This window comes from Mesorhizobium sp. B3-1-9, assembly GCF_006439595.1.
In the GTDB taxonomy this organism is placed as follows: domain Bacteria; phylum Pseudomonadota; class Alphaproteobacteria; order Rhizobiales; family Rhizobiaceae; genus Mesorhizobium.
In genome coordinates, this window is sequence record NZ_VFTJ01000021.1 from 88,347 (window position 1) to 111,791 (window position 23,445).

The following is a 23,445-nucleotide window of genomic DNA, read 5'->3' on the forward strand; positions in this document are numbered from 1 at the left end:
GCCTCAGCCTGTCGCCCTGTCGGGACGCGGCATCTTGGTGAACAACCGGAAGAAGTTTCCGGTGGTGATATCGGCGATCTCGGCCTCGCTTACGCCGATGGTCTCGGCAAGCACCTTTGCCGTGTTCGCCACATAGGCCGGTTCGTTGCGTTTTCCGCGATGCGGGACCGGCGCAAGGTAGGGTGCATCCGTTTCGACTAGCAGCCGATCGCGCGGGACGTCGGCGGCGATGGCGCGCAATTCGGTGGAATTCTTGAAGGTCAGGATGCCGGAAAAGGAGACATAGCCGCCCAGCGCCACGCCGACTTCGGCCAGCCTGCGTCCGGACGAAAAACAGTGCAGGATGAAGGGGAAGGCGCCCTTCCCTGTTTCGTCCTCGAGGATCGCCGCCATGTCGTCGTCGGCATCGCGCGAATGGATGACCAGCGGCAGGCCGGTCCGGCGCGCGGCCGCGATATGGGTGCGAAAGCCTTGCGCCTGCGCATCGCGCGGCGCCTTGTCATAATAGTAATCGAGCCCGGCTTCGCCGATCGCCACCACTTTGGGATGGTCGGAAAGCCGCACCAGCTCGTCGGCGGTGACGTCCAGCTCTTCCGCGGCATTGTGCGGATGAGTGCCGACCGAGCAATAGACTTCATTGAAAGTTTCAGCGATTTCAAGGATTTGCTGAAAGCGCCTCACGCGCGTCGAGATCGTCACCATGCGACCGATGCCGGCGGCGAGGGCGCGGGCGACGATAGCCGCCCGCTCCTCGGCGAAGTCCGGAAAGTCGAGATGGCAATGGCTGTCGACCAGCATCAGTTGTTGCCGTCCTGCTCGACATAGCGCGGAAACACGCCCTCCGGCGCCGGCAATGCCGCGCCGGGCACCAGCGCGTGGTCGGCGTGGACATGCTCGAAAGCGCGTTTGTCCGCGGGCACGGCCAACAGGTCGAGCAGTTTCGCGGCCGATCCGGGAACGAAGGGCTGGCAAAGCAGTGCCACACGCCGCACCAGTTCGGCCGTTGTCCACAAGACTGTTTCCATGCGCTCCGGGTCGGTCTTCTTGAGCGCCCAGGGCTCCTGCGAAGCGAAATAGCGATCGGCTTCGGCAACAACGCCGAAGATCGCCGCCAGCGCCAGGTGGATGCCCTGCTCCGCCATCGCCCTGCGAGAAACCGCCAACGCTTCGATCGCCTGGTCGAGGATCGCCGTGTCGGCCTCGGTAAGGTCGCCGCGCGCCGGCACCTTGCCACCACAGTTCTTGGCGATCATCGACAACGAGCGCTGCGCCAGATTGCCGAGACCGTTGGCAAGGTCGGCGTTGGTGCGGTTGACGATCGCTTCATGGCTGTAACTGCCGTCCTGACCGAACGGCACCTCGCGCAGGAAGAAGTAGCGCACGCGGTCGAGACCGTAATGTTCGACCATGGCGAACGGGTCGACGACATTGCCGACCGACTTCGACATCTTCTCGCCGCGGTTGAACAGGAAGCCGTGGGCAAAGACCCGTTTCGGCAGCTCGATCCCCGCCGACATCAGGAAAGCCGGCCAGTAAACGGCATGGAAGCGCACGATATCCTTGCCGATGACATGCGTGGCCGGCCAAAAGCTCCATTTCTGGGACTTGGTATCGGGATAGCCGGCGGCGGTGATGTAGTTGGTCAAAGCATCGACCCACACATACATCACATGCTTGTCGTCGCCGGGCACCGGAACGCCCCACTTGAAGGTGGTTCGTGAGATCGACAGATCCTTCAGGCCGGACTTGACGAAGCTCATCACCTCGTTGCGGCGCTCCGCCGGACCGACGAAGTCCGGCTGACTTTCATACAGCGCCAGCAACTTGTCCTGGTAGGCGGACAGCCGGAAGAAATAGCTTTCCTCCTCGTTCCATTCGACTGGCGACCCAAGCGGTTCGCGGCGCACGCCATCCTCGCCGAGCGTGGTTTCGCTCTCGTCGAAATAGGCCTCCTGCCGCACCGAATACCAGCCGCTGTAGCGGTCCAGATAGATGTCGCCATTCGCGGCCATCGCCTTCCAGATCGCCTGGCAGGACGCGTAATGGCGTGGTTCGGTCGTGCGGATGAATTCGTCATTTGAGGCGCCGAGGGTCTCGGTCATCGAGCGGAAGATTGCTGAATTGCGGTCGGCAAGCTCTAAGGGCGTGATGCCTTCCTTCTCGGCCGTCTGCTGCATCTTGAGACCATGCTCGTCAGTGCCCGTGAGAAAGAACACGTCCTTGCCGTCCAGCCGCTGGAAGCGGGCCAGTGCATCGCTGGCAATGACCGTATAGGCATGGCCGATATGCGGCTTGCCATTCGGATAAAAGATCGGGGTGGTCAGATAGAATTTTTCGCGTGCCATGGATGAAATCGCCATGAATGTCTGAATGGGAAGTGTGGCGGTGGATATCTCATCGAGACGGCGATTGCCATCCCGAGGACAAGGCGCATTCACATTCGCATCGCAGAATTCAGGCGGTCGATCATGGTCAGGGCGTGCTGCTTCTTGTCGAGGTTATAGGTCTCGGCCTCAGATATCGTGTTCAGCGCTTCGTGCCAAGCCTCGGACAGCGATTTGGCCCTGTCGAGGTCGCCGGCCAGCGCCGCTTCGCTGGCGGCGGCCGAAAGCAGGTCGAGCGCGCGGCGGTTGAAGATGTCGAACTGGATCGCCTGATCGCGTCCCGCCACGGCCTCGGCAAGGCGGTGGGCGCCGGCAATGTCGGGCTTCCTGGCCGCCACCAGTGCGTCGAGCGCGCCGGCGATTTCCAGCCCGCCATATTGGGTGAGCAGGATCGCGTTGCGGGCGCTGCCCCCTGCCCGCTCGGCAAGTGCTGCGCGCGCGGCCGGATCGTCCGGCGGCGGCGGCTCGACATTTTCCAGCACCGCCATCAGCTCGTCGGCGGCCAGAGGCGCCAGCCGCACCATCTGGCAGCGCGAGCGGATCGTCGGCAACAGGCTGCCCGGTGCGTGCACCACCAGAATGAACAGGGTGCGTGCCGGCGGCTCTTCGAGATTCTTGAGCAAGGCATTGGCGGCATTGATGTTCATGTCGTCGGCCGGATCGACGATGACGACGCGGTAGCTGCCGTCATGCGAGGTCATCGACAGGAAGCGGCTGACCTTGCGGATCTCGTCGACGGTCAGCACCGTCTTGAAGCTCTTGGTCTTGTCATTGGCCGGACGGGTGAGATGCAACACCGAAGGATGCGCGCCGGTGGCAATCTGGCGAAACAGCGAGGAGGCCGGATCGGGAACGGCGAGCGCGCCGGGCGCCGTCTTGAAATCCGGATATCTCAGAAGATGGTGCGCCATGTGGAACGCCAGCGTCGCCTTGCCGATGCCTTGCGGCCCGGCGAAAATCAGCGCATGCGGCAGCTTGCCGGCGCGGTAGGCGCCGGCAAGCATCCCTGCCGCCGTCGCGTGGCCGATCAGCCGCGGCGTTTCAGCCGGCTCAGGCACGCCGTCCAGCGTGTCGTGCTGCTCGGGGGCGATGCGTTCGAAGATCATGCCGGCGCCGTCTCGATCCTTTGTGCCGGCATCCGTTCTTCCAGCGCCGCGAAGACGGCGGCGGTGACGACATCCTCCACCGTATCGGGATCGGCGGAAGCGTCGACGACGATGCAGCGCTCCGGCTCCGCCGCGGCGATGGCAAGGAAAGCCTCGCGCCGTCGCCGGTGGATGGCCAAGGTCTCCTTCTCGAAGCGGTCGGCGGCGTCCCCGGCGCCGCGCCGCGCGGCGGCCCGCTTCAGGCCTTCAGCGGGATCGACGTCGAAGATCAGCGTCATGTCCGGCATCATGCCGTTGATGGCCACTGCCTCCAGCGCCTTCATGAAATCGGCATCGAGGCCGCCCGTGACGCCCTGGTAGACGCGCGAGGAATCGATGAAACGGTCGCACAGCACGATCGAGCCGCGCTCGACCGCCGGCCGGATGACCTGCTCGACATGGTCGGAGCGCGCGGCGGCGAACAGGATCGCCTCCATCTTCGGGCCGAACGGCTCGGCCGCCCCGGACAGGAGCACATGCCTTACGGCCTCGGCGCCGGGCGATCCACCCGGTTCGCGGCTGACCAGCACCTCGTATTTCTTGGCGCGCATGCGCCGCGCCAGCCGCTCGATCTGCGTCGACTTGCCTGCTCCTTCGCCGCCCTCGAAGGTGATGAAAAATCCGCTTGCCAATCGAGACTGCCTTTGCCCATGCTGGCCGCTGTCATAGCTCTCGTCCGACAAAAGGTCCACGAACTTGCCCGATCACAAATGTTTCTGACGCAGCCAGCCGACAGCGAGTTCCTTGGCCGCGTCGAGCGCGCGCTGCGGCAGCGTGCCCACTTTCACCGACTCGGCGGCATATAGAGGCGTCTGCTGGCTCAGCGTGTCGCCTATCCAAACGCGCAGTTCCCCGACCGGTTGCCCTTCCTCGATCGGCGCCGATACCGGACCCTGGTAGACGATCCTGGCGGTCAGCTTGTCGCGGTTGGCTATCGGCAGAAAGATGTCCACGGGGCCTTTCGCTTTCAAGGCGAGGCCAGACTTGGCACCGCCGAAAACCTCTGCTTCGCCGACCACCTCGTCCTTGGCGAAGATCTCGGTCTTCTGGAATGACCGAGAGCCCCAGTCGAGCAGCTTGCGCGCCTCTTCGGAGCGTTCGCGGTCATTTGCCAGTCCGCTGAGAGCGGCGATCACGCGCGTGCCGTTGTGGCTGACGGTGCCGACCAGGCCGAAGCCCGCCTGCTCGCTGGCGCCGGCCACGAAGCCGTCGGCCTCGATGCCCATGGCGATCAGCGGATTGCGGTTCCTCTGCGATATCTTGTTCCAGGTGAAGTCCGGCTGGCCGTAATAGTGGAAGAATTCCGGATAGTCGCGCCACAGATGCAGCGCCAGCATCGTCAGCTCCCGCACCGTCGTCTGCTGGCCGTCCGCCGGCAGGCCGGTCGAATTGACGAAGGTGGATTTCGAGAGGCCGAGCTGACGGGCGCGATCGGTCATCTGGGCGGCGAAATTCGCTTCCGAGCCTGCCATGCCCTCGGCGAGCACGATACAGCCGTCATTGGCCGCCTGCACGGTGACCCCCTGGATCAAATCCTCGACGCGGACCTCGGATTTGAGCTTGGCGAACATGGTCGAGGTCCCGGATGGCGCGCCGCCGGTGCGCCAGGCGTTTTCGCTGACGACGAAAGTGTCGTCGAGCGTGATCCGCTTCGACTTGATGGCGTTGAAGACCATTTCCATCGTCATAAGCTTGGCCATCGAGGCCGGCGGGATCGGCTTGTCGGGGTCCTTGGCGAAGAGCACGGTGCCGGTGTCGGCATCGATCATGAACGCTTGCGTCGCCTTGGTCTCGAAAAGCTGCGCGCATGCAGGCGCGGAGCAAAGCACCGCCAGCACCAATCCCAGAAGGCTGGCGAAAGGTGGAAAAAGGCGCAATTGCATGAAATGTCGACCCAATCTGGGCAATACCGGAAAGCGTGGAGCCACCCGGAATTGCGCAAAACTACCCCGCGGCCAAGCTATCAGGATTGTTTCGACCGGATCAACGGGCCGCGCGAATTTGATCAGTTACGCACAGCCAGCGCATCCGGCGCGCCATGCGACCAGGCTGCCTGAAGCAGGTCGTCGATGCTGCCATGGCCGTTCGGGTAGACGTTGACCGCATACCAGTCATTGCCGTCGAGTTCGGTGCGCTGGATCTCGGCCCGGCCGAACGGCTCGAGCGCCGCGGCCACGCGCTTTGCCTCCGCGGCCTCGTCGAAGGAGCCGGCGGCGACGTAGCCGGATGCGGGCGTCTGTTCCTGGCGATTCGATTTCCGCCACGACTGCAGGACATCGGCCGGCGACATGCCGCCGGCATCGAGCGCTGCAAAGACATCGGCGCGCTTTACCCGTTCGTCCGCGTAAGACAGCGAAGCCATGGCGAAGGGCGAGTTCGACGGGAGCGTAAGATCCGGCCGTTCCGGTACGATCGGCCCGAAATCCGGCAGCACGACATCGCTGGCGCCCTGCACCGAGAATGCAGCCGGCTGCACGGCCGGCTGCTCCGACAGGTCCGGTTGCGAGGCAAAGGCCTCCCCCGAATTGGTCAATTGGCCAGGGAACGGCACGGCGGCCGGCGGCGCGCCCACCGGCAGGCTCGGCGATGGGCCGTTCATGGCCACCATCACGCCGGTCGGCAGGCCGTCCGAAGGATCCGGCCGGTTGTTGCCGGGGTGGTAGGAAGCCACCAGATACCGGTCGTCGTCGCCGTCGAGCGGCGCGCGGCCGACATATTCGACTTTGACCCTGGCCGTGCCGACCTTGGCATAGTCGAGCATCTGCGCCGCGCGTTCGGAAACGTCGATGATGCGGCCTTCGTGATAGGGGCCGCGGTCATTGACGCGCACGATCACCGAGCTGCCGGTCTCCAGATTGGTGACGCGGGCATAGCTCGGCAGCGGCATCGTCGGATGCGCCGCCGTCAGATGCGTCATGTCATAGATTTCGCCATTGGCGGTCAGACGGCCGTGGAACGCATCGCCATACCAGGAAGCAAGCCCGACCTTGGCGTAGCCCTTGTCTTCCTTGGGGTAGTACCACTTGCCGCGCACCTGGTAGGGCTTGCCGAGCTGGTCGCGGCCGCCGCCGCGCCGCATGAACTGGACACGCGGGCTCGCTTTCACGCCATATTCGGATTCGGCGAAATATTCCTTGGAGCGGGCCTTCTTGTAGACCATCCCTTTGGGTTCGGGCTGCGAGGCGCAGGCAGCCAAAAGCAGGCCCGAAAGGGCGCACAGGGCGAAAGCAGAAGCGCGACGAAGACGCGGGCGCGCCGAAATCTGCATGTTTTCGATTGTCCCCTACCGTGCTGCCACCCATCGGGGCCAGAAGTCGCCCGCCAGGCCAACACCTTGATCCCCAATCCCTTTTGCACAGGAATTGCTTATCACGATGTTAATCGATTATGGCCGCAACAGGGCGAGATTATGGCGCGAGGCGGTACCACCAAGCTCGGAAAATCCGCGTTCTTCGAGAATGCCCTGCTGCCAACAACGTCGGCCCACAAGATCGACGGCTTCAAATCCGAATAAGAGTAAAGGTTGTCCGCTAATCCGCCCGCGCATCGGACGGCACCTGCTGGGCCGTCGCACGAGACAGCATGCCACGCTTTGTCAGCGCGGGTTTCTCGTAGGTTTTCTTCATGATTGCCCCCTGTTTGAAATATTAGCAGATTGAGATTGACAGGCTCTTGACGGCACTGTCAATGCAACGAACCGGCTGTCCCCGGCTCCGCAAAACAATGGATTGAGCCGTTCCTGCGATTGACAGGTCTTTGCGCGTCGCACTAGAGCATGGGCGCTCTCGATCCTGTCGGCACGGCCTTTGGCACCAACAGGACGAAGCGCCTCGTGAAGATCACGATGGAGGGATGGCCGAGCGGTTTAAGGCACCGGTCTTGAAAACCGGCGTGGGCGCAAGTTCACCGTGGGTTCGAATCCCACTCCCTCCGCCACAATGACTTGTTTTAATTTAATAATTTAGCATTTTTCAAAGCTTACCCGCCAAAATGCCCGCTATTCGAAATGCTATTGATTCAGACGGCATGCGACGCCATGCAACAGCATCTCTCACCCTCTTGGCAGCTTATGAATCTCCAACCTGACCGGCCCGCCCCTGTGAAAATCCATGCGTCCCGCCGGCCATGACGTGCTCTGATAACGTCCCTTTCCAGGTCGTGTTGCTTCGCCGCAACAGTGCATTGAAATCGCCTGAAGGCTCGGAAGGACAGATATTGCCGCTAAAACGTTGCTCCTATAGCCCCTGATGCGTAACACGGAGCCTGGCATGAAATCGATTCTGCTCGCGACCGCAACTCTCATTGCTTCTACTGGCGGCGCTTTCGCTGCTGGCGTTCTAGCCTCGGACCCGGTGGCGTCTACGTACAACTGGACGGGGCTCTACGTCGGGGCTCAAGCCGGTTACGAGTGGGCGAGGACCAGCTACAGTTTCAACGGCCCTCACGCCCCTTACCCAAGCGGGACTTTTACTCCAAGCGGCTTTGTTGGTGGCCTGTACGTTGGATACAATCACCAATTCGACTCGCCGCTTGTCGTTGGTGTGGAAGGCGATATCGAATACGCCAATGTCAAAGGCAGTTTTAACAAGCCAATTTTAAGTTTGGGTGCCGGTAGCGCCGATTTGCGCTGGCAAGGCTCCGCGCGCGTTAGGGTCGGATACGCCTTCGATCGCTTCCTGCCCTATGTTACCGGTGGCGTTGCCTTTGGCAATTTCCGCTTTGCCGGCGGCCCGGACCCGGCAACTTTGCAATCTTGGACGAAGACCAAAACCGGTTGGACCATCGGTGCCGGATTGGAGTACGCGTTCGCTGATAAATGGAGCGCGCGACTAGAGTATCGCTACACTGACTTCGGGACCGCAAGCGGAAATGAGGCCCCAGTCTTTCCGGATGTGATCGAAACTATGAAAATTCGAGACCACGCAGTTCGCGTTGGTGTGAGCTACAAGTTTTAATCTGCCCACTTGCCTCTGCCATTGCGACCGTCGCAAAGCTCACCAGCAAGCCAGAATGGACCCCTACCTTTACCCCACTTGCCATTCCCTAGGTCGAGCGCACCATTGATCGTTGAATTCGTTGTGAAGTTGTCGCAGATCGACCGCGCCAGCGCCTGTTTGAATATTTGCTGCTCTTCCGCCCAACCTCCCTCTCGCAACCAACAGAAGTTCGGCGAGCTATGGAATCGAAGAGTTTAAAAACCACTCCCTCCGCCACCTTGGATCGCGGTTCAAGCTTCGCAGGATCGGGGCGCGATCCTCGGTCGAGGTTGGTCGCCAGTCCCTCTACCAGTTCACCTTGAGACCGACATCGCCGCCATAGCTCTGCAAGCCGTCACCGAACTTGCCGTCGGAGGCGGCGAACATCGAGGTGTTTGAGTTCCAGTCCATCTTCAGCCCGGCATTGACCACAACCGTGTCCTCGGCGGCCGAGGCGCCCTCGATGACGAAGGAGGTGCCCGGAGCCGCCTGGAAGCTTGGCTTCACCGAGCGGTCCGGCTCGAACTCATGCACCCAGGCCGCGCGGCCCCAGGCCTGCAGCGACTGGCCGTCGCCGACGCCGATCGTGGTACCGAGCTGCAGGCCCAGCGAGACCGGCAGCGAGGTGACGACGCAGTGATCGAAGCTCAGCCCTAGCGCGCCGCCGTCAGACGAAGCGGCTTCCGGCACGCATTGTTGGAACGATCAACGGTTGGTAAAACACCGTTTATTTGATTTCTCGGACAAAATATGCTGCTTCTCGCGCCCATGAAAAAGCTCTGCCTGATGGTTCTGGCGTCGCTGACGCCGGTCTTGCCGGCCAAGGCGATGGACAATGCATTGCGCGCCGGCCTGATGAAACTCGATCCGCAGACTCGCCTCGAGCAGCGCTGTGACGCCGAGGTGCTCGACCGGATCAGCCACGACGATCGCAACTACAAAGCCGACCGCGTCGTGGCCTACGCCTTCGCCACACCGCAAATGAGCGCCGATGCCATCAAAAGCTCGGGCGCCGCCTTCCGCAGCAATGGCCAATGGTACCGGCTGAAGTTCAAATGCCAGACCGCGCCGGACCACATGCAAGTGCTGCAGTTCCGCTACAAGATCGGCGACGAAATCCCGGAATCCGACTGGGCCAAATATAATCTCTACGACTAGTTTTCGGCCTCGCCAGCTTGCCGGCGGCCACCCGAAATCCTTGAGGGCTTGCGCCGCCGGCGTTGTTTTCCGGCGATGTCCAAACCTGCGCCTTGACGCCGATGGACCATGCCTTTAGGGCCGTCTCGGTAAAGGCTACGCTGATTTCAGGCAAGGATTTCTAGTCGATGGAAATATTCACTGCCGCAGGCCTTTCGGCTCTCCTCCAGGTCGTCGCAATCGATCTCGCGCTCGCGGGCGACAACGCGATTGTGATCGGCTTGGCGGCGGCTGGCCTTCCCGCGGATCAGCGCAAGCGCGCCATCCTGGTCGGCATCGCGGCAGCCACTGTCCTGCGCATAGTCTTTGCCCTGATCACGCAATGGCTGCTGAGCATCGGCCCGATGCTGCTCATCGCTGGCGGGCTCCTGCTTCTGTGGGTGTGCTGGAAGATGTGGCGCGAGCTGCGCGTCAGCCACGAGGATGAGCGCGACGCGACGGAAGCACTGTCGAACGGCGATTATAACAAGGACGGCAAAATCGCTGGCAAGGGCCCGCGCAAGACATTCTCGCAGGCCGCTTGGCAGATCGTCATTGCCGACGTCTCGATGTCGCTCGACAACGTGCTCGCCGTTGCCGGCGCAGCCATGAAGCATCCCACGGTGCTGATCATCGGATTGGTCCTTTCGATCGCGCTGATGGGCTTTGCCGCATCCTTCGTCGCGCGCCTGCTGCACAAGTACCGCTGGATCGCCTATATCGGCCTGCTGATCATCCTCTATGTCGCGGTGAACATGCTTCTGGGAGGCGCCGTGCAGCAGTTTCCCGACCATTTTGCCTTCCTGGCGCCATGGTTCGGGCCGGACGGCCACTGACGCCCTTTCAGGCGAGCGTTTGCCGCATCGCCGTTTTCCTGGCCGGCTGGCAGGTTTGCATCTCTGCCGAAGCGTGCTATTGCGCCGCGCGAAATGGCTCAAAGCCGCGCGCGTAGATCGATCTCCGGAGCCTGAGGCTCAATCCTCGACCTCGCTCTCATCTCTTGGAAAAACAAAGTTCATGTCCGCCCCACGCGTCAGTTTCGTCAGTCTTGGATGCCCGAAGGCGCTCGTCGATTCCGAGCGCATCATCACGCGACTGCGCGCCGAGGGCTATGAGATCGCACGCAAGCATGACGGCGCCGACCTCGTCGTGGTCAACACCTGCGGCTTCCTCGATTCCGCGCGCGACGAGTCGCTCAACGCCATCGGCTCGGCGCTGTCGGAGAACGGCCGCGTCATCGTCACCGGCTGCCTCGGCGCCGAGCCGGAGGTTATCCGCGAAAAGCATCCCAATGTGCTGGCGATCACCGGCCCGCAGGCCTATGAGAGCGTGATGGCGGCGGTTCACGAGGCGGCCCCGCCCAGCCACGATCCCTATGTCGACCTGTTGCCGCCGCAGGGCGTGAAGCTGACGCCGCGCCACTACGCCTATCTGAAGATTTCCGAGGGCTGCAACAACCGCTGCACCTTCTGCATCATCCCGGCATTGCGCGGCGACCTCGTCTCGCGCCCGGCCGCGGATGTGCTGCGCGAAGCCGAAAAGCTCGCCAAGGCCGGCGTCAAGGAGATCCTCGTCATCTCGCAAGACACCAGCGCCTACGGCATCGACATCAAATACCAGACGTCGATGTTCGGCGATCGCGAGGTGCGGGCGAAATTCCTCGACCTCTCCGAGGAACTCGGCAAGCTCGGCGTCTGGATACGCATGCATTATGTGTACCCGTACCCGCATGTCGCCGACGTCATTCCGCTGATGGCCGAGGGAAAGATCCTCCCCTATCTCGACATTCCCTTCCAGCACGCCTCGCCACAGGTGCTGAAGAACATGCGGCGCCCCGCGCATGGCGAAAAGACGCTGGACCGCATCCGCGGCTGGCGCGAGGTCTGCCCGGACCTCGCCATCCGCTCGACCTTCATCGTCGGTTTCCCCGGCGAGACCGAAGACGATTTCCAGATGCTGCTCGACTGGCTGGACGAGGCGAAAATCGACCGCGCCGGCTGCTTCAAATACGAGCCGGTCAAGGGCGCGCGCTCCAACGACCTCGGGCTGGAACAGGTGCCGCAGGAGATCAAGGAAGCGCGCTGGCACCGTTTCATGCAGCGCCAGCAGAAAATCTCGGCAGCGCAGCTCGCCAGGAAGGTCGGCAAGCGCCTGCCGGTGCTGATCGACGAGGCGCATGGCACATCCGGCAAAGGCCGCACCAAATACGACGCGCCGGAGATCGACGGCTCGGTGCACATCCAGTCGCGGCGGCCGCTGCGCGCTGGCGAGATCGTCACAGTCAAGATCGACCGCGCCGACGCGTACGACCTTTATGGCTCGGCGGTCTGACAGCCCACGCGAACCCTCGCAAAAAGGGCGCCCTGCGGCGCCCTTTTCCGTTTCGGTTCCGCGACTTGCCGCTTACTGCGGCAGCTTGTCGTCGATGCCCTTGACGTAGAAATTCATGCCGAGCAGCGTGCCGTCGTCGGCGACTTCGCCGTCCTTCAGCCACGGCGAACCATCCTGCTTGGAGACAGGTCCGGTGAAGGGGTTCCAGCCGCCGGCGATCTTCTTCTCGGTCGCCTCCGCCATCGCCTTCACGTCGTCGGGCATGTTGGTGAAGGGAGCGAGCTTGACCGCGCCGTCCTTGATGCCCAGCCACACATTGTCAGGCTTCCAGGTGCCGTCGAGCGCCGCCTGCACGCGGCTGATATAGTACGGGCCCCATTCGTCGGTCAGCGAGGTCAGCTGCGCGTTCGGCGCGAACTTGATCATGTCGGACGACTGGCCGAAACCATGCAGCTTGCGCTCCTCGGCGACCTGCAGCGCGGCGGTCGAATCGGTGTGCTGGACGATGATGTCGGCGCCCTGGTCGAACAGCGCCTTGGCGGCGTCGGCTTCCTTGCCCGGATCGAACCAGGAGTTCACCCACACGATCTTCACCTTGAAGTCGGGATTGACCGATTGGGCGCCGAGGATGAAGGAGTTGATGCCCATCACCACTTCCGGGATCGGGAAGGAAACGATGTAGCCGGCGAGGCCCTTCTTCGATTCCTTGGCCGCGATCTGGCCGAGCACATAGCGGCCTTCATAGAAGCGCGCATTGTAGATGCCGAGATTGTCGCCGGTCTTGAAGCCGGTGGCATGCTCAAACATCACCTTGGGAAACTTCTTGGCGACCTTCACCTCGGCATCCATGAAGCCGAACGAAGTGCCGAAGATGATCTTGCAATTCTCGCGCGCCAGGCGCTCGAAAGCGCGGTCGGCGTCCGGGCCCTCCGAGACGTTTTCGAGATAGGCGGTCTCGACCTTGTCGCCGAGCGCCTTCTCGACTTCGAGCCGGCCCTGGTCGTGCTGGTAGGAGTAGCCGAAGTCGCCGATCGGACCCGTGTAGACCCAGCAGGCCTTGAGCTTGTCGGCGGCCTGGGCGGTTGCCGCCAGGGACAGGGCCGCGGCCGTGGTCATCAACGCAATAAGCAGTTTTTTCATTGTGTTACCTCTCTGAGTTAAGCCTTGGAGCTTCCCGTCTTTTTGTTGTTGTCAACGATCCGGAACAAATGGCTGCCCCAACGAAGCCGGCGTGTTCATCATCGTCAGCCGCTTGTTGCGCGAGATTAGAACGAGAACCACGACGGTTGCCAGATAGGGCAGCGAAGAAAGAAACTGCGAAGGCACCGGAATGCCAAAAGCCTGTGCATGAAGCTGGCCGATCCATACCGCGCCGAAGATATAGGCGCCCGCCAGCACCCGCCACGGGCGCCAGGAAGCGAACACCACCAGCGCCAGCGCGATCCAGCCACGGCCCGCGCTCATGTTCTCCACCCATTGCGGCGTGTAGACCAGCGACAGGTGCCCGCCGGCAAGGCCGGCGCAGGCGCCGCCGAAGATCACGGCGAGATAGCGGTAGCGGATGACCTTGATGCCGAGCGCGTGCGCCGACGTATGGCTGTCGCCGATCGAGCGCAGCGTAAGCCCTGTGCGCGTCTTGAACAGGAACCACATCACCGCCGCGGTCAGCGCGATCGAGATGTAGAAGACCGGATCCTGGCCGAAGATCAGCCTGCCGATGACCGGGATCGAGCTGATCCCCGGGATGTCGAGATTTGGCAATCTCACGCCCGGCTGGCCGACAAAGCTGGTGCCGATCATGCCGGAAAGGCCGAGACCGAGCAGCGTCAGCGACAGGCCGGTCGCCACCTGGTTGGTCGCGAGCGACAGCGTCATGACGGCGAACAGCAGCGAGAACAGCGCGCCGACGATGATAGCGGCAAGCAGGCCGATCCACGGCGACCCGGTGAGGTAGCCGGCACCGAAGCCGCCGACGGCGCCCATGATCATCATGCCCTCGACGCCGAGATTGAGCACACCTGAGCGCTCGACCACCAGCTCGCCGATCGCCGCGATCAAAAGCGGCGTCGCCGCGGTCGCAATGGTCAAAAGGATGTTGACGGCGATGTCCATCAGCGAGCCTCCTCGAGCTTGGGCGCCGCTTCGAGCTGCGCCGCGCCGTTCGGCTTCGTCAGTGCCATGCCGATCAGGCGAATGCGGTAATGGATGAGCGTGTCGCAGCCGAGTACGAAGAACAAAAGCATGCCCTGGAAGACGCGCGCCACCTTGTCGGAAATGCCGAGGGCGCTCTGAACCGCCTCGCCGCCCAGATAGGTCAGCGCCAGCACCAGGCCCGCGGCCACGATACCCAGCGGATTGAGCCGGCCGAGGAAGGCGACGATGATGGCGGTGAAGCCGTAGCCGGGCGATATCACCGGCTGCAACTGGCCGATGGCGCCGGAGACTTCCGAGATGCCTGCAAGGCCGGCCAGCGCGCCGGACAGAAGGAAGGTGAAAAACACCATCCGGTTGAAGCCGAAGCCGGCGAAGCGCCCTGCGCTTGGGCTGGAGCCCAGCACGCGCACCTCGAAACCCTTGAGCATGCGGCTCATCATCAGCCAGACCAGCACGGCGGCCACCAGGGCGAAGACGAAGCCCCAATTGGCGCGGCCGGCATCCGGCATCAGCTCGGGAAGCACAGCGGAATCGCCGAACTGGATCGTCTGCGGGAAGCCATGGCCTTGCGGATCGCGCCATGGACCGCGCACCAGCCAGTCGAGGAAGAGCTGCGCGACATAGACCAGCATCAGGCTGGTCAGGATCTCGTTGGTGCTGAAGCGGGTCTTCAACAACGCCGGGATGGAAGCGTAGAACGCGCCGCCGACCATACCGAGCAGAAGCATCAGCGGAATCACCAGCGGGCCTTCGAATTGCGGGAACAGCACCGGGATGATCGAGCCGAAGATCGCGCCGAAAATGAACTGGCCTTCGGCGCCGATGTTCCAGATGTTGGCCTTGTAGCAGACCGACAAGCCGACCGCGATCAGGATGAGCGGTGCTGCCTTGATCGCCAGCTCGTGCAGCTGCCAGACCTGGCTGATCGGCTCGACGAAATAGATTTGGAAGGCGTTGAGCGGATTGACGCCGAGCAAGGCGAACATGATGGCGCCGGCGATGATCGTCAGCGCGAAGGCGATGAAGGGCGACAGCATCGAGAACAGCGCCGAGCGCTGCGGGCGTTTGACGAGTTCGATGCGCATCATGCCACCTCCAGGCTGTGTTCGGCGTGGCCGGGCTCGGCGCCGCCCATCAACAGGCCGATCTTCTCGAACGTCGCCTCGGCGATCGGCAGCGGCACCGACAGTTCTCCGTTGTGCATGACGGCGATCGCATCCGACAGTTCGAACAACTCGTCGAGGTCCTGGCTGATGACGAGGACCGCCGATCCGCTGCGGGCAAGCTCGATCAGCGCTTGGCGGATGTGCGCCGCCGCACCCGCGTCGACGCCCCAGGTCGGCTGGTTGACGACCATCACGCTCGGCTTGCGGTCGAGCTCGCGGCCGACGATGAATTTCTGCAGATTGCCGCCCGACAGCGCAGCCGCCTCCGGATCAGGCGCGCTCTTGCGCACGTCCATGGCGGTGATGATGCGCTGCGCGGCGCTGTACACCGCGCCGTTCTTGACCATGCCGCCTGAGCCGACGAAAGCCTTGCCGTCGGTGGCGTGACGCGAGAGCAGCAGGTTCTCCGAAAGCTTCATGCGCGGTGCCGCGCCATGGCCGAGGCGCTCTTCCGGCACGAAGGCGGCGCCCATCAGGCGGCGGCCGGTGATCGATAGGCCTCCGGCGTCCTTGCCGCGAATGCGGACCGAGCCGGCATCCTGCTGCAGCACTTCGCCGGAGACGGATTCGAAGAACTCGCCCTGGCCGTTGCCGGCCACGCCCGCGATGCCGATCACTTCGCCGGCGCGCACGGTGAGGTTGATGTTCTTGAGCGGAATGGCGAAAGGGGTCGCCGGCCTGCGGGTAAGTCCGCGGATTTCCAGCAGCGCCGGCGCCGTCTCGATGCCTTCAGCCGGCGCGCGCACCACGGCCTTCACATCGCTGCCGACCATCATGCGGGCGAGCGACGCGGCGGTCTCCTGGCGCGGATTGCAATGGCCGACGACCTTGCCGTGGCGCAGCACCGTGGCGCGGTCGCAGATGCGTTTGACCTCTTCCAGCCGGTGCGAGATGTAGAGGATCGACTTGCCTTCCGAGCGCAGCCGCTCCAGCGTTTCGAACAGCTTGTCGGCTTCCTGCGGCGTCAGCACCGAGGTCGGCTCGTCGAGGATGATGAGCTGCGGCGTCTGCAACAGGCAGCGGATGATCTCGATGCGCTGGCGTTCGCCGACCGAGAGGTCTCCGACCAGCGAATCCGGATCGAGCGGCAGGCCGTAGCTGTAAGACAGCGCCCTCGCCTTCGCCGCGATGCTGCCGATCGGCGAACCGTCATTGAGCGAAAGCGCGATGTTCTCGGCCGCAGTAAGCGCTTCGAACAGCGAGAAATGCTGGAACACCATGCCGATGCCGAGCTTCTTGGCCACGCCCGGACTGGTGATCTTGACCGGCTTGCCGTCCCAGAAGATCTCGCCCGAGTTCGGCTCGAGCGATCCGAACAGCATCTTGACCAGCGTCGACTTGCCGGCGCCGTTCTCGCCGAGCAACGCGTGGATCTCGCCTTTTGCGATATTGAGATCGATGTGATCGCACGCCGTCAGCGTGCCGAAAATCTTGGTTAGACCACGAACCTCAAGCAGGTTCGCCCTGTCATGATTTGCACTCACAGTGCCTCCCATCTGGTTTCCCAGATATGTTCTGTGTTCCCGAAAGCATGGTATGCGCGGCCGGCTCCAGTCGGAAAGCAGCACCCGACTTGAAAGAGCTTCAAGAATTTCAGCGGAAACTCAAGGGCTAAGATAGACCCGTAGAGAACGACAGCAAATCAACAACGCTTTTCGAGCAAGGCCCTGCCTTCGGGGACGGCAAGTCGCCGAAAAACAGGGCAGCCGGCTAAGGCATGATGCCGAAGTGTAAAGCGCTCTAGGGAATGAGGACAGTCGTTCCCGTTGTCTTGCGCGCTTCGAGATCCGCTTGCGCCTTTGCCGCGTCCTTCAGCGCATAGCGCTGGTTGATCTTGATCTCGACGGCGCCGCTCTCGACCACGTCGAAAAGCGCTTCGGCCGACTTCACCAGATCCTCGCGCTTGGCGTTGTAGACAAACAGCGTCGGCCGGGTCGCATAGATCGAGCCCTTCTGCGCCAGGAGCGACATCGAGAAAGGCGGGATCGGCCCGGACGACTGGCCGAAGCTGACGAACATGCCAAGCGGCCGCAGGCAATCGAGCGATGCCGGAAAGGTGTCGGCGCCGACGGAATCGTAGACGACGTCGCATTTCTTCCCGCCCGTAAGCGCCGCGACGCCGGCGACGAAATCCTGATCCTTGTAGTTGATGACGTGGTCGAAGCCATGCGCCCGGGCGAGTTCGATCTTGTCGGCGGAACTCGCGGTGCCGATCACCGTCGCGCCGAGATGCTTTGCCCATTGGCCGAGGATCAGGCCGACGCCGCCGGCGGCGGCGTGATAGAGGATCGTGTCGCCGGCCTTGACGGGGAAGGTGCGGCGCAAGAGGTATTCGGCCGTCATGCCCTTCAGCATCATGGCCGCCGCCTGTTCGTCGCTGATGCCATCCGGCACCTTGACCACACGGTCGGCGGCGATCACCCGTTTCTCGCAATAGGCCCCGACATTGACCGCATAGGCAATGCGGTCGCCGGGCTTCAGCCAGTCGACGCCGGTACCGAGCGCCAGCACGACCCCTGCCGCCTCGCCGCCCGGGATCAGCGGAAAGCCGCCGGGTGGCGGGTAAAGCCCGGAGCGGTGGTAGACGTCGATGAAGTTGAGGCCGATCGCCGTGTGCCGGATCAGGATCTGGCCTTCTCCCGGCTGGCCCGGATCGGCATTTTCATAGGCCAGGACTTCGGGACCGCCATTGGCGTGGATGCGGATTGCCTTGGACATCGCTCAACTCTCTGAAGGATATGGGATATGGACAGGATCTGGAGCATGACCGCGCGCCTGTCGTCGGGGAAGACCATGCTCCAACAAAAGTTCAGGACGACAATTCAACAAATGTCATCCAGATCCAGGATCAGGACTTCTTGGTGCCCAGATTGGGAAACATCTGCATGACGCCTCCGATGCAGGCGAGATAGAGGCCGGTGATCGTGATGCCGATCTTGGTGAAGCTGTTGACCTGCTCTCCCAGCACGCCGATCTTGTCGTAGAAGGCGGCAAGTGCTGCCTGCGCCAGCGCCAGCGCGCCGAAGGCGCACCATAAAAGCGTCATGCCGAGATTGACCGGCCTCAGCCGCACGACGCGCACCGGATGGATGAAATTGATCGGCAGGAAGGTCAAAATGCCTGCGACCACCACAACGGCAAAAGACACCCATTGGCCCGGCTCTATGACGAAGAGCGTGAACACCACCATGTTCCAGACGACCGGGAACCCCTTGAAGAAGTTCTCCTTCGTCTTCATGCCGGTGTCGGCATAGTAGATCGCGCTGGAGACGACGATGATGGCCGCGGACAGGAAAGACAGGTTCTCGCCCATGAAGCCACGCTGATAGAGCGCGAAGGCCGGTATGAGCACGTAAGTGACATAGTCGATGATGTTGTCGAGGAGCTCGCCCGACCACGTCGGCAGGATCTCCTTGACCTCGAGCTTCCTGGCGATCGGGCCGTCGATGCCGTCGACGAAAAGCGCCAGCCCCAGCCACCAGAACATCGCCGTCCAGCGTTCCTCGCTCGCCGCCACCAGCGACAGGAAGGCAAGGAACGATCCTGACGCAGTGAGCAGATGAACGGAGAACGCGCGCGCCTGCGGCCACGTCACCTTCTTCTTCGGCAGCGGAAGCCGCTCTGCGATCTTCTTGGCTGCCTTCCTGGCCGCTGTGTTCTTGCTCACGGTCCCCGCCAGTCCAGCTTGCAGATTTCGGCCGAGCGGCCGGCGAAATTCCAGTTGCGGCCGAAGGCCCGCATCTTGCTCTTGTCGGACTTCGCCACGATGATTTCCGGCGCGATCCAATATTCCGAATTGGTGATCACCGTATCCTTCTCGCGATCCTTGCCGGCAATTGGCGTCACCGCACCGTCTATGATCTTCGGTATCTGGAAGACGCGCGTCTTGTCGCGCGTCTCGTAGGTGATCGGTACCTGCTCGACGCCGAGGAATTTCCCGACCAGGATCGACAGCAGCGATGTCGTGCCGCCGGCCTTGCCGGTGAAGATCTTCGTCAGCGCCTTCACCGCATAGACCGAGGCGCGCTTGTCGATGAACAGTCCGGCCGTCCAGTTGCCGCGGCTCATATAGCCGGGGATTTCCATGATCAGGCCAAGATTGAGGCCCGACAGGTCGACGTCGCCGAAATGGCCCGCGTCGATGCGGAAGCCGGCCCAGGTCTGGCAGTAACCCTCGGTCGGCGGATGGCTGCCGAGCGACAGCACGCAGGGACAGAAAACCGTGCAATTGCAGGAGAGTACCAACTCCCCTTTCATTGCCCAGCTTTGGTCGCTCATCGAATTCTCCCCCTCACGCCGAAACTAATAGCAGGGCAGCCGCCCACACAAGCAGTATCGCACCGGCAACCCGGCTGACCACCCTGCCGGTGATCTGTTTTTCGATCAGGGTGAACAGGCCGATCAACGCCATCCAGAAGACGTTCATCGCGCCGACGGCGAACATCACCAGCATCAGCGCCCAGCAGCAACCGAGGCACCAGGCGCCCTGCTCCAGCCCCAAACGGAAGATGCGGGCTGGTTTGGCGCTCCAGTTGGCGAACAGGATCGAGAACGGGTTGCGGCACTTTTCCAGGCATGCCTGTTTCAGGCCGCTGAACTGATAGAGGCCTGCGACAAGCAGAGCAGCGGCGCCGGCAATGCCGATGGCGGGATCGAGCATCCGGCCGGAACCGGCAAAGGCGTAGATCGCAAGCGTCAACAGCGTGAAGCCCACGGATGCGCCAAGCCATGTGGTAAGGTATCCGGCGACAAGCACCAGCGGATGAACGGCGGGTTCGCCCTTGATTCTCGCCGTGTCGGCGATTTCGCAATAGGTGCGGACCAAGGGCGCCGCCGAAGGCAGCATCGTCGCCACGGCCATCAGGAACCACATCAGCACCAGCGCCGACGCCTGCAGGCCGGCCGGGCCGGCAAGCGGCGCGGGCGCGAGGCAAAGAGCGAAGAAGCGGTCCAGAATACTCGGCAACGGCAGGCTCGGCAGATTCTTCAGCAGCATGTCGCCGGGGACGCCGACGGGGCTGCTTTCAGCGCCACGTATCGCCATCGCGCCGAGCAGGAGCCAGGCAAGAGCGACGCCCATACCGATCGTCAGCATGACAGCGCGGCGCGGGCTGCGCGCCACGCCTGCCGTCGCGCGGGCCGCCCGGGCGAGATGGCTGAAATCATGCTGCTCACCACTCATGACAATCGAATGGGCTGAATCGCCGCGTTGATCAAGCCGGCTGATCTGCCCTATATCCGTACAAAGGCCCGACGGGTCGCCTCGCATTGTGGAAGCCTGGCGTGGAGCACAACGACAAAGCCCGCATCCTGGTTGCCGGCAGCGGTCCGGCCGGCTTGATCGCGGCGCTCGGCTTTGCCGAGGCCGGTTTTGACGTGACGCTGGTCGGTCCCGAGGCCAACACCACCGACGGCCGCACCACCGCCCTGATGAATCCAGCGCTGAAGGTTCTCGACCGGCTGGGCATCCTTGCCGAACTGAAGCCGCAGGCCGCGCCGCTCAAGGTGATGCGCATCGTCGACGCAACCCGCCGGTTGATCCGAAGCCCGACCGTGACCTTTCGCGCCAGCGAGATCGGCGAGGAACAGTTCGGACTCAATTTGCCGAACAAGGTTCTGATCCCCATCCTCGCCAAGGCCGTTTCAGCCCATCGCGGCGTCGAATGGCTGAAATCCATTGTCGAGTCATGGCGCCTGGACGCCGATCAGGCCCGCGCCCGGCTGGCCGACGGCAGCGAAATCTCCGCGTCCCTGGCGGTCGCCGCCGACGGTCGCCTGTCCCCGGCGCGGGAAGCCGCCGGCATTCGCGCTTCTGCGCGGCCCTATCCGCAATCGGCGCTCGTGCTCAATTTCAGCCACCGCAGCGAGCACGGCTTCGTTTCGACCGAGTTCCACACCGAAACAGGGCCGTTCACGCAGGTCCCGCTGCCCGGCAGGCGCTCGAGCCTTGTTTGGGTGGTGAAGCCGGAGATGGCGCAGGAGCTTGCCGCGCTCGACGATACAACCTTGTCGGGGCGTGTCGAGGAACAGATGCAATCGATGCTTGGCCGGGTCTCGGTCGAGGCGGGCCGCCAAGTCTATCCTTTGTCGGCGGCCTCGTCCGGTCGCTTCGCGCAAAACCGCGTGGCGCTGGTCGGCGAGGCAGCGCATGTGTTTCCACCGATCGGCGCCCAAGGCCTCAACCTCGGCATCAGGGATATCGACGATCTAGTTGGAATCGCGAGTGAAAACAGCAGCGATCCCGGATCGCGCCGAAGCCTAGCCTCCTATGACACGAGGCGCCGGCCCGACATATGGGCGCGCAGCGGCGCGGTGAACCTGCTCAACATGTCGCTCTTGTCCGACATGCTGCCGGCGCAGCTGGCGCGCAGCGCCGGCCTCAACGCGCTGGGCGGCTTCGCGCCGCTGCGCGCCTTCTTCATGCGCGAGGGACTGCGGCCCGGCAGCGGTTTTCGCGCGATTGCCGGCGGCTTAAGGAAAGAGGTCGGCCGGTAGGATTCCGTGCCGGATCGCGTAGAGCAGCGCGGTCACCGTCACCACCGAAAGGCATGTCGTGATCAGCACGCTGGCCGAAGCCCGCTGCACCCACACGTCGTATTGCTGCGCGATCACGAAGACGTTGGTCGCCGTCGGCAGCGCCGCCAGCAGCATGGCGGAAAAGACCCAGCTCGGCGAGAAATTGCCGATCCAGCTCAGCACGACATAGCAAAGCAGCGGGTGGACGACCAGCTTCAGCCCGGCGATCAATGCAAGCTCGTGCGGCACGCGGTTGAGCGGCCTGAGCGCCAGCGTCACCCCCATCGCAAACAAGGCGCAAGGCGCGGCCGCGCGGGCGAGATAGTCGAGGAAGCGATCGACAGGCAGCGGCGGGCGGAATTCCACATAGGCGGCGGCGATGCCAAGGGCCGTCGCGATGATGAAGGGATGCAGCGCGATCTTCTTCACGACGCCGAACGCCAGCTGGAGCGGCGGCGCTTTCTCCTTGCCCGACAGCGCCATCATCATCGGCGCGACGGTGAAATGCACGATGTTCTCGAAGCAGAGGATCAGCGCCACCGGCACCGCCGCCTGCTCGCCGAACGCCAGCAAAGCAAGGCCCGGTCCCATATAGCCGATATTGCCGTAAGCGGCTGCAAGGGCGGTGATCGTCGCCGGCGCGATACCGCCACGGGAAACGAAGACCGACCAGGCGAACATCAGCGTGAAGATCGCATAGGTGGCGATCAGCGAGCCGAGGATGAAGCTCCACTCCGTCAACTGCTCGAACGGCGTCTTGGCGAGCAACTGGAAGAACAAAGCCGGCAGCGCGACATAGACGATGAAAATGTTCATCCAGCCGAGCGCCTCCAGCGGCTGCCTGGTGATGCGCGCCACCAGGAAACCGACAAAGATCATGCCGAAGAATGGAAGAACGAGACCGATGATGTCAGACATTTTCGCTCGGGCGGGAAAACTCCCGTGCGGGGCTAACCCGTTGCTTCGGCTAAGGTCAAGGAGTTCGGCTATTGAATTGCCGCAGCGTCTGCGCCAAATAGGCACCAAGCCGAAAGTCGGGGTCGATTTTTGGCCGGGTGACGTGTAAATTCAAGGTCTTAGGCGCCTTGCGCGCAGCCACGACAGGCGCCTCGGAACCTAAGTGGTGAACGTGATGAAAACGGCCAAATTCTCGATCGGGCAAGTGGTTCGCCATAGGCTGTTTCCGTTCCGCGGCGTGATCTTCGACGTCGATCCCGAATTCGCCAACACCGAGGAATGGTACGAGGCCATTCCCGCCGACGCGCGTCCGCGCAAGGACCAGCCTTTCTACCATCTTCTGGCGGAAAATTCGGAGACCGAATACATCGCCTATGTGTCCGAGCAGAACCTGCTCGAGGACCGGTCGGGCGAGCCGGTGCGGCATCCGCAGATCGGCGAGATGTTCGACAAGCTGCCGGACGGCCGCTACGAGCCAAAGCGCCAGTCGAGGCACTGAAGCCAACGAATGTTGCTCAACGCGCCGCGCGGCGACAACAAAAAAGCGGGGCATTTGCCCCGCTCAGACTGCTGACAAACCTCTGGCATTTGCCGGGGGTTTTTGATTCACTGGGTCATGTTGAAGCGACCCGCCCCCGAA

Annotated in this window: 22 protein-coding genes and 1 tRNA gene; 7 read left to right on the plus strand and 16 right to left on the minus strand. The window is 62.9% G+C overall.

What is annotated here, in order from left to right; translation table 11 throughout:
- Nucleotides 1–3: 3 nt before the first annotated feature.
- From FJW07_RS26880 to FJW07_RS26905, 6 genes are all read right to left on the minus strand, one after another.
- On the minus strand, nucleotides 4–798 hold the full coding sequence (locus FJW07_RS26880; protein WP_140859364.1) for a TatD family hydrolase: 795 nt from the start codon (nucleotides 796–798) through the stop codon (nucleotides 4–6).
- Nucleotides 798–2,345: a methionine--tRNA ligase gene (gene metG, locus FJW07_RS26885; protein WP_140859365.1), complete on the minus strand. Its 1,548-nt coding sequence runs from the start codon at nucleotides 2,343–2,345 to the stop codon at nucleotides 798–800. Before metG ends, FJW07_RS26880 begins: the two co-directional genes overlap by 1 nt.
- 89 nt (nucleotides 2,346–2,434) lie before the next feature.
- Nucleotides 2,435–3,490: a DNA polymerase III subunit delta' gene (locus tag FJW07_RS26890; RefSeq protein ID WP_140657784.1), complete on the minus strand. Its 1,056-nt coding sequence runs from the start codon at nucleotides 3,488–3,490 to the stop codon at nucleotides 2,435–2,437.
- Nucleotides 3,487–4,161 (minus strand): dTMP kinase, encoded by a 675-nt coding sequence (tmk, locus tag FJW07_RS26895; RefSeq protein ID WP_140859366.1) that lies wholly within the window; start codon nucleotides 4,159–4,161, stop codon nucleotides 3,487–3,489. Before tmk ends, FJW07_RS26890 begins: the two co-directional genes overlap by 4 nt.
- Before the next feature lie 72 nt (nucleotides 4,162–4,233).
- Nucleotides 4,234–5,412 (minus strand): D-alanyl-D-alanine carboxypeptidase family protein, encoded by a 1,179-nt coding sequence (locus FJW07_RS26900; protein WP_140859367.1) that lies wholly within the window; start codon nucleotides 5,410–5,412, stop codon nucleotides 4,234–4,236.
- 122 nt (nucleotides 5,413–5,534) lie between these two features.
- Nucleotides 5,535–6,797 carry a septal ring lytic transglycosylase RlpA family protein gene (locus tag FJW07_RS26905; RefSeq protein ID WP_140859368.1) on the minus strand — a complete coding sequence of 421 codons (1,263 nt, stop codon included), beginning with the start codon at nucleotides 6,795–6,797 and terminating at the stop codon, nucleotides 5,535–5,537.
- A gap of 578 nt (nucleotides 6,798–7,375) precedes the next feature.
- Here FJW07_RS26905 and FJW07_RS26910 point away from each other — a divergent pair.
- Both FJW07_RS26910 and FJW07_RS26915 read left to right on the plus strand, forming a co-directional pair.
- Nucleotides 7,376–7,465, plus strand: a tRNA-Ser gene (locus FJW07_RS26910).
- A 332-nt stretch (nucleotides 7,466–7,797) separates the two neighbouring features.
- Nucleotides 7,798–8,484, plus strand: coding sequence for an outer membrane protein (locus FJW07_RS26915; RefSeq protein WP_181175523.1), 687 nt, complete (start codon nucleotides 7,798–7,800; stop codon nucleotides 8,482–8,484).
- Between the two features lie 327 nt (nucleotides 8,485–8,811).
- On the opposite strand, the gene FJW07_RS26920 is transcribed toward FJW07_RS26915, so the two are convergent.
- The gene (locus tag FJW07_RS26920) at nucleotides 8,812–9,195 is read right to left on the minus strand and encodes an autotransporter domain-containing protein (RefSeq protein ID WP_140859369.1); all 384 of its coding nucleotides are present in this window, start codon (nucleotides 9,193–9,195) and stop codon (nucleotides 8,812–8,814) included.
- Nucleotides 9,196–9,255: 60 nt separating this feature from the next.
- Here FJW07_RS26920 and FJW07_RS26925 point away from each other — a divergent pair, with 60 nt between their 5' ends.
- The 3 genes from FJW07_RS26925 to rimO all read left to right on the plus strand — a co-directional run bounded on the left by FJW07_RS26925 (nucleotide 9,256) and on the right by rimO (nucleotide 12,012).
- A complete protein-coding gene (locus tag FJW07_RS26925) occupies nucleotides 9,256–9,663 on the plus strand; it encodes a DUF930 domain-containing protein (protein ID WP_181175524.1) in 408 nt (135 codons plus the stop codon).
- A gap of 167 nt (nucleotides 9,664–9,830) precedes the next feature.
- On the plus strand, nucleotides 9,831–10,517 hold the full coding sequence (locus tag FJW07_RS26930) for a TerC family protein (RefSeq protein ID WP_140859370.1): 687 nt from the start codon (nucleotides 9,831–9,833) through the stop codon (nucleotides 10,515–10,517).
- Nucleotides 10,518–10,698: 181 nt separating this feature from the next.
- On the plus strand, nucleotides 10,699–12,012 hold the full coding sequence (gene rimO, locus FJW07_RS26935) for a 30S ribosomal protein S12 methylthiotransferase RimO (protein WP_140859371.1): 1,314 nt from the start codon (nucleotides 10,699–10,701) through the stop codon (nucleotides 12,010–12,012).
- A gap of 72 nt (nucleotides 12,013–12,084) precedes the next feature.
- On the opposite strand, the gene FJW07_RS26940 is transcribed toward rimO, so the two are convergent.
- From FJW07_RS26940 to FJW07_RS26975, 8 genes are all read right to left on the minus strand, one after another.
- Nucleotides 12,085–13,152 (minus strand): BMP family ABC transporter substrate-binding protein, encoded by a 1,068-nt coding sequence (locus FJW07_RS26940; RefSeq protein ID WP_140859372.1) that lies wholly within the window; start codon nucleotides 13,150–13,152, stop codon nucleotides 12,085–12,087.
- A gap of 51 nt (nucleotides 13,153–13,203) precedes the next feature.
- Entirely contained in the window at nucleotides 13,204–14,124 is a 921-nt protein-coding gene (locus FJW07_RS26945; protein WP_140859373.1) for an ABC transporter permease, read from the minus strand.
- Complete coding sequence (locus FJW07_RS26950; protein ID WP_140859374.1) at nucleotides 14,124–15,254, minus strand: ABC transporter permease; 1,131 nt, start codon at nucleotides 15,252–15,254, stop codon at nucleotides 14,124–14,126. Before FJW07_RS26950 ends, FJW07_RS26945 begins: the two co-directional genes overlap by 1 nt.
- Nucleotides 15,251–16,828 (minus strand): ABC transporter ATP-binding protein, encoded by a 1,578-nt coding sequence (locus FJW07_RS26955; protein WP_181182730.1) that lies wholly within the window; start codon nucleotides 16,826–16,828, stop codon nucleotides 15,251–15,253. The genes FJW07_RS26950 and FJW07_RS26955 overlap by 4 nt, the downstream gene beginning before the upstream one ends.
- A 244-nt stretch (nucleotides 16,829–17,072) precedes the next feature.
- A complete protein-coding gene (locus FJW07_RS26960; protein ID WP_140859375.1) occupies nucleotides 17,073–18,050 on the minus strand; it encodes a quinone oxidoreductase in 978 nt (325 codons plus the stop codon).
- Nucleotides 18,051–18,180: 130 nt separating this feature from the next.
- Complete coding sequence (gene pcsA, locus FJW07_RS26965; protein ID WP_181167066.1) at nucleotides 18,181–18,999, minus strand: phosphatidylcholine synthase; 819 nt, start codon at nucleotides 18,997–18,999, stop codon at nucleotides 18,181–18,183.
- The gene (locus tag FJW07_RS26970) at nucleotides 18,996–19,610 is read right to left on the minus strand and encodes a DUF1326 domain-containing protein (RefSeq protein WP_140859376.1); all 615 of its coding nucleotides are present in this window, start codon (nucleotides 19,608–19,610) and stop codon (nucleotides 18,996–18,998) included. Before FJW07_RS26970 ends, pcsA begins: the two co-directional genes overlap by 4 nt.
- Nucleotides 19,611–19,623: 13 nt before the next feature.
- A complete protein-coding gene (locus FJW07_RS26975) occupies nucleotides 19,624–20,514 on the minus strand; it encodes a DUF2182 domain-containing protein (RefSeq protein WP_140859377.1) in 891 nt (296 codons plus the stop codon).
- A 101-nt stretch (nucleotides 20,515–20,615) separates the two neighbouring features.
- Here FJW07_RS26975 and FJW07_RS26980 point away from each other — a divergent pair, with 101 nt between their 5' ends.
- Nucleotides 20,616–21,827: a UbiH/UbiF family hydroxylase gene (locus FJW07_RS26980; protein ID WP_140859378.1), complete on the plus strand. Its 1,212-nt coding sequence runs from the start codon at nucleotides 20,616–20,618 to the stop codon at nucleotides 21,825–21,827.
- Here the strand turns inward: FJW07_RS26980 and FJW07_RS26985 are convergent.
- On the minus strand, nucleotides 21,804–22,766 hold the full coding sequence (locus tag FJW07_RS26985; RefSeq protein WP_140859379.1) for an AEC family transporter: 963 nt from the start codon (nucleotides 22,764–22,766) through the stop codon (nucleotides 21,804–21,806). The genes FJW07_RS26980 and FJW07_RS26985 overlap by 24 nt on opposite strands.
- A gap of 214 nt (nucleotides 22,767–22,980) precedes the next feature.
- Between FJW07_RS26985 and hspQ the strand changes: the two genes are divergently transcribed.
- Entirely contained in the window at nucleotides 22,981–23,304 is a 324-nt protein-coding gene (gene hspQ / locus FJW07_RS26990; protein ID WP_181167067.1) for a heat shock protein HspQ, read from the plus strand.
- Nucleotides 23,305–23,445 lie beyond the last annotated feature (141 nt).

Excerpts from the sequence above, each read along its gene's own strand:
- FJW07_RS26880 (WP_140859364.1), bottom strand. The coding sequence starts at position 798 with ATGCTGGTCGACAGCCATTGCCATCTCGACTTTCCGGACTTCGCCGAG.
- metG (WP_140859365.1), bottom strand. The coding sequence starts at position 2,345 with ATGGCACGCGAAAAATTCTATCTGACCACCCCGATCTTTTATCCGAAT.
- FJW07_RS26890 (WP_140657784.1), bottom strand. The coding sequence starts at position 3,490 with ATGATCTTCGAACGCATCGCCCCCGAGCAGCACGACACGCTGGACGGC.
- FJW07_RS26900 (WP_140859367.1), bottom strand. The coding sequence starts at position 5,412 with ATGCAATTGCGCCTTTTTCCACCTTTCGCCAGCCTTCTGGGATTGGTG.
- FJW07_RS26905 (WP_140859368.1), bottom strand. The coding sequence starts at position 6,797 with ATGCAGATTTCGGCGCGCCCGCGTCTTCGTCGCGCTTCTGCTTTCGCC.
- FJW07_RS26915 (WP_181175523.1), top strand. The coding sequence starts at position 7,798 with ATGAAATCGATTCTGCTCGCGACCGCAACTCTCATTGCTTCTACTGGC.
- FJW07_RS26925 (WP_181175524.1), top strand. The coding sequence starts at position 9,256 with ATGCTGCTTCTCGCGCCCATGAAAAAGCTCTGCCTGATGGTTCTGGCG.
- FJW07_RS26930 (WP_140859370.1), top strand. The coding sequence starts at position 9,831 with ATGGAAATATTCACTGCCGCAGGCCTTTCGGCTCTCCTCCAGGTCGTC.
- rimO (WP_140859371.1), top strand. The coding sequence starts at position 10,699 with ATGTCCGCCCCACGCGTCAGTTTCGTCAGTCTTGGATGCCCGAAGGCG.
- FJW07_RS26940 (WP_140859372.1), bottom strand. The coding sequence starts at position 13,152 with ATGAAAAAACTGCTTATTGCGTTGATGACCACGGCCGCGGCCCTGTCC.
- FJW07_RS26945 (WP_140859373.1), bottom strand. The coding sequence starts at position 14,124 with ATGGACATCGCCGTCAACATCCTTTTGACCATTGCGACCGCGGCGACG.
- FJW07_RS26950 (WP_140859374.1), bottom strand. The coding sequence starts at position 15,254 with ATGATGCGCATCGAACTCGTCAAACGCCCGCAGCGCTCGGCGCTGTTC.
- FJW07_RS26955 (WP_181182730.1), bottom strand. The coding sequence starts at position 16,828 with ATGGGAGGCACTGTGAGTGCAAATCATGACAGGGCGAACCTGCTTGAG.
- FJW07_RS26960 (WP_140859375.1), bottom strand. The coding sequence starts at position 18,050 with ATGTCCAAGGCAATCCGCATCCACGCCAATGGCGGTCCCGAAGTCCTG.
- FJW07_RS26970 (WP_140859376.1), bottom strand. The coding sequence starts at position 19,610 with ATGAGCGACCAAAGCTGGGCAATGAAAGGGGAGTTGGTACTCTCCTGC.
- FJW07_RS26975 (WP_140859377.1), bottom strand. The coding sequence starts at position 20,514 with ATGAGTGGTGAGCAGCATGATTTCAGCCATCTCGCCCGGGCGGCCCGC.
- FJW07_RS26985 (WP_140859379.1), bottom strand. The coding sequence starts at position 22,766 with ATGTCTGACATCATCGGTCTCGTTCTTCCATTCTTCGGCATGATCTTT.
- hspQ (WP_181167067.1), top strand. The coding sequence starts at position 22,981 with ATGAAAACGGCCAAATTCTCGATCGGGCAAGTGGTTCGCCATAGGCTG.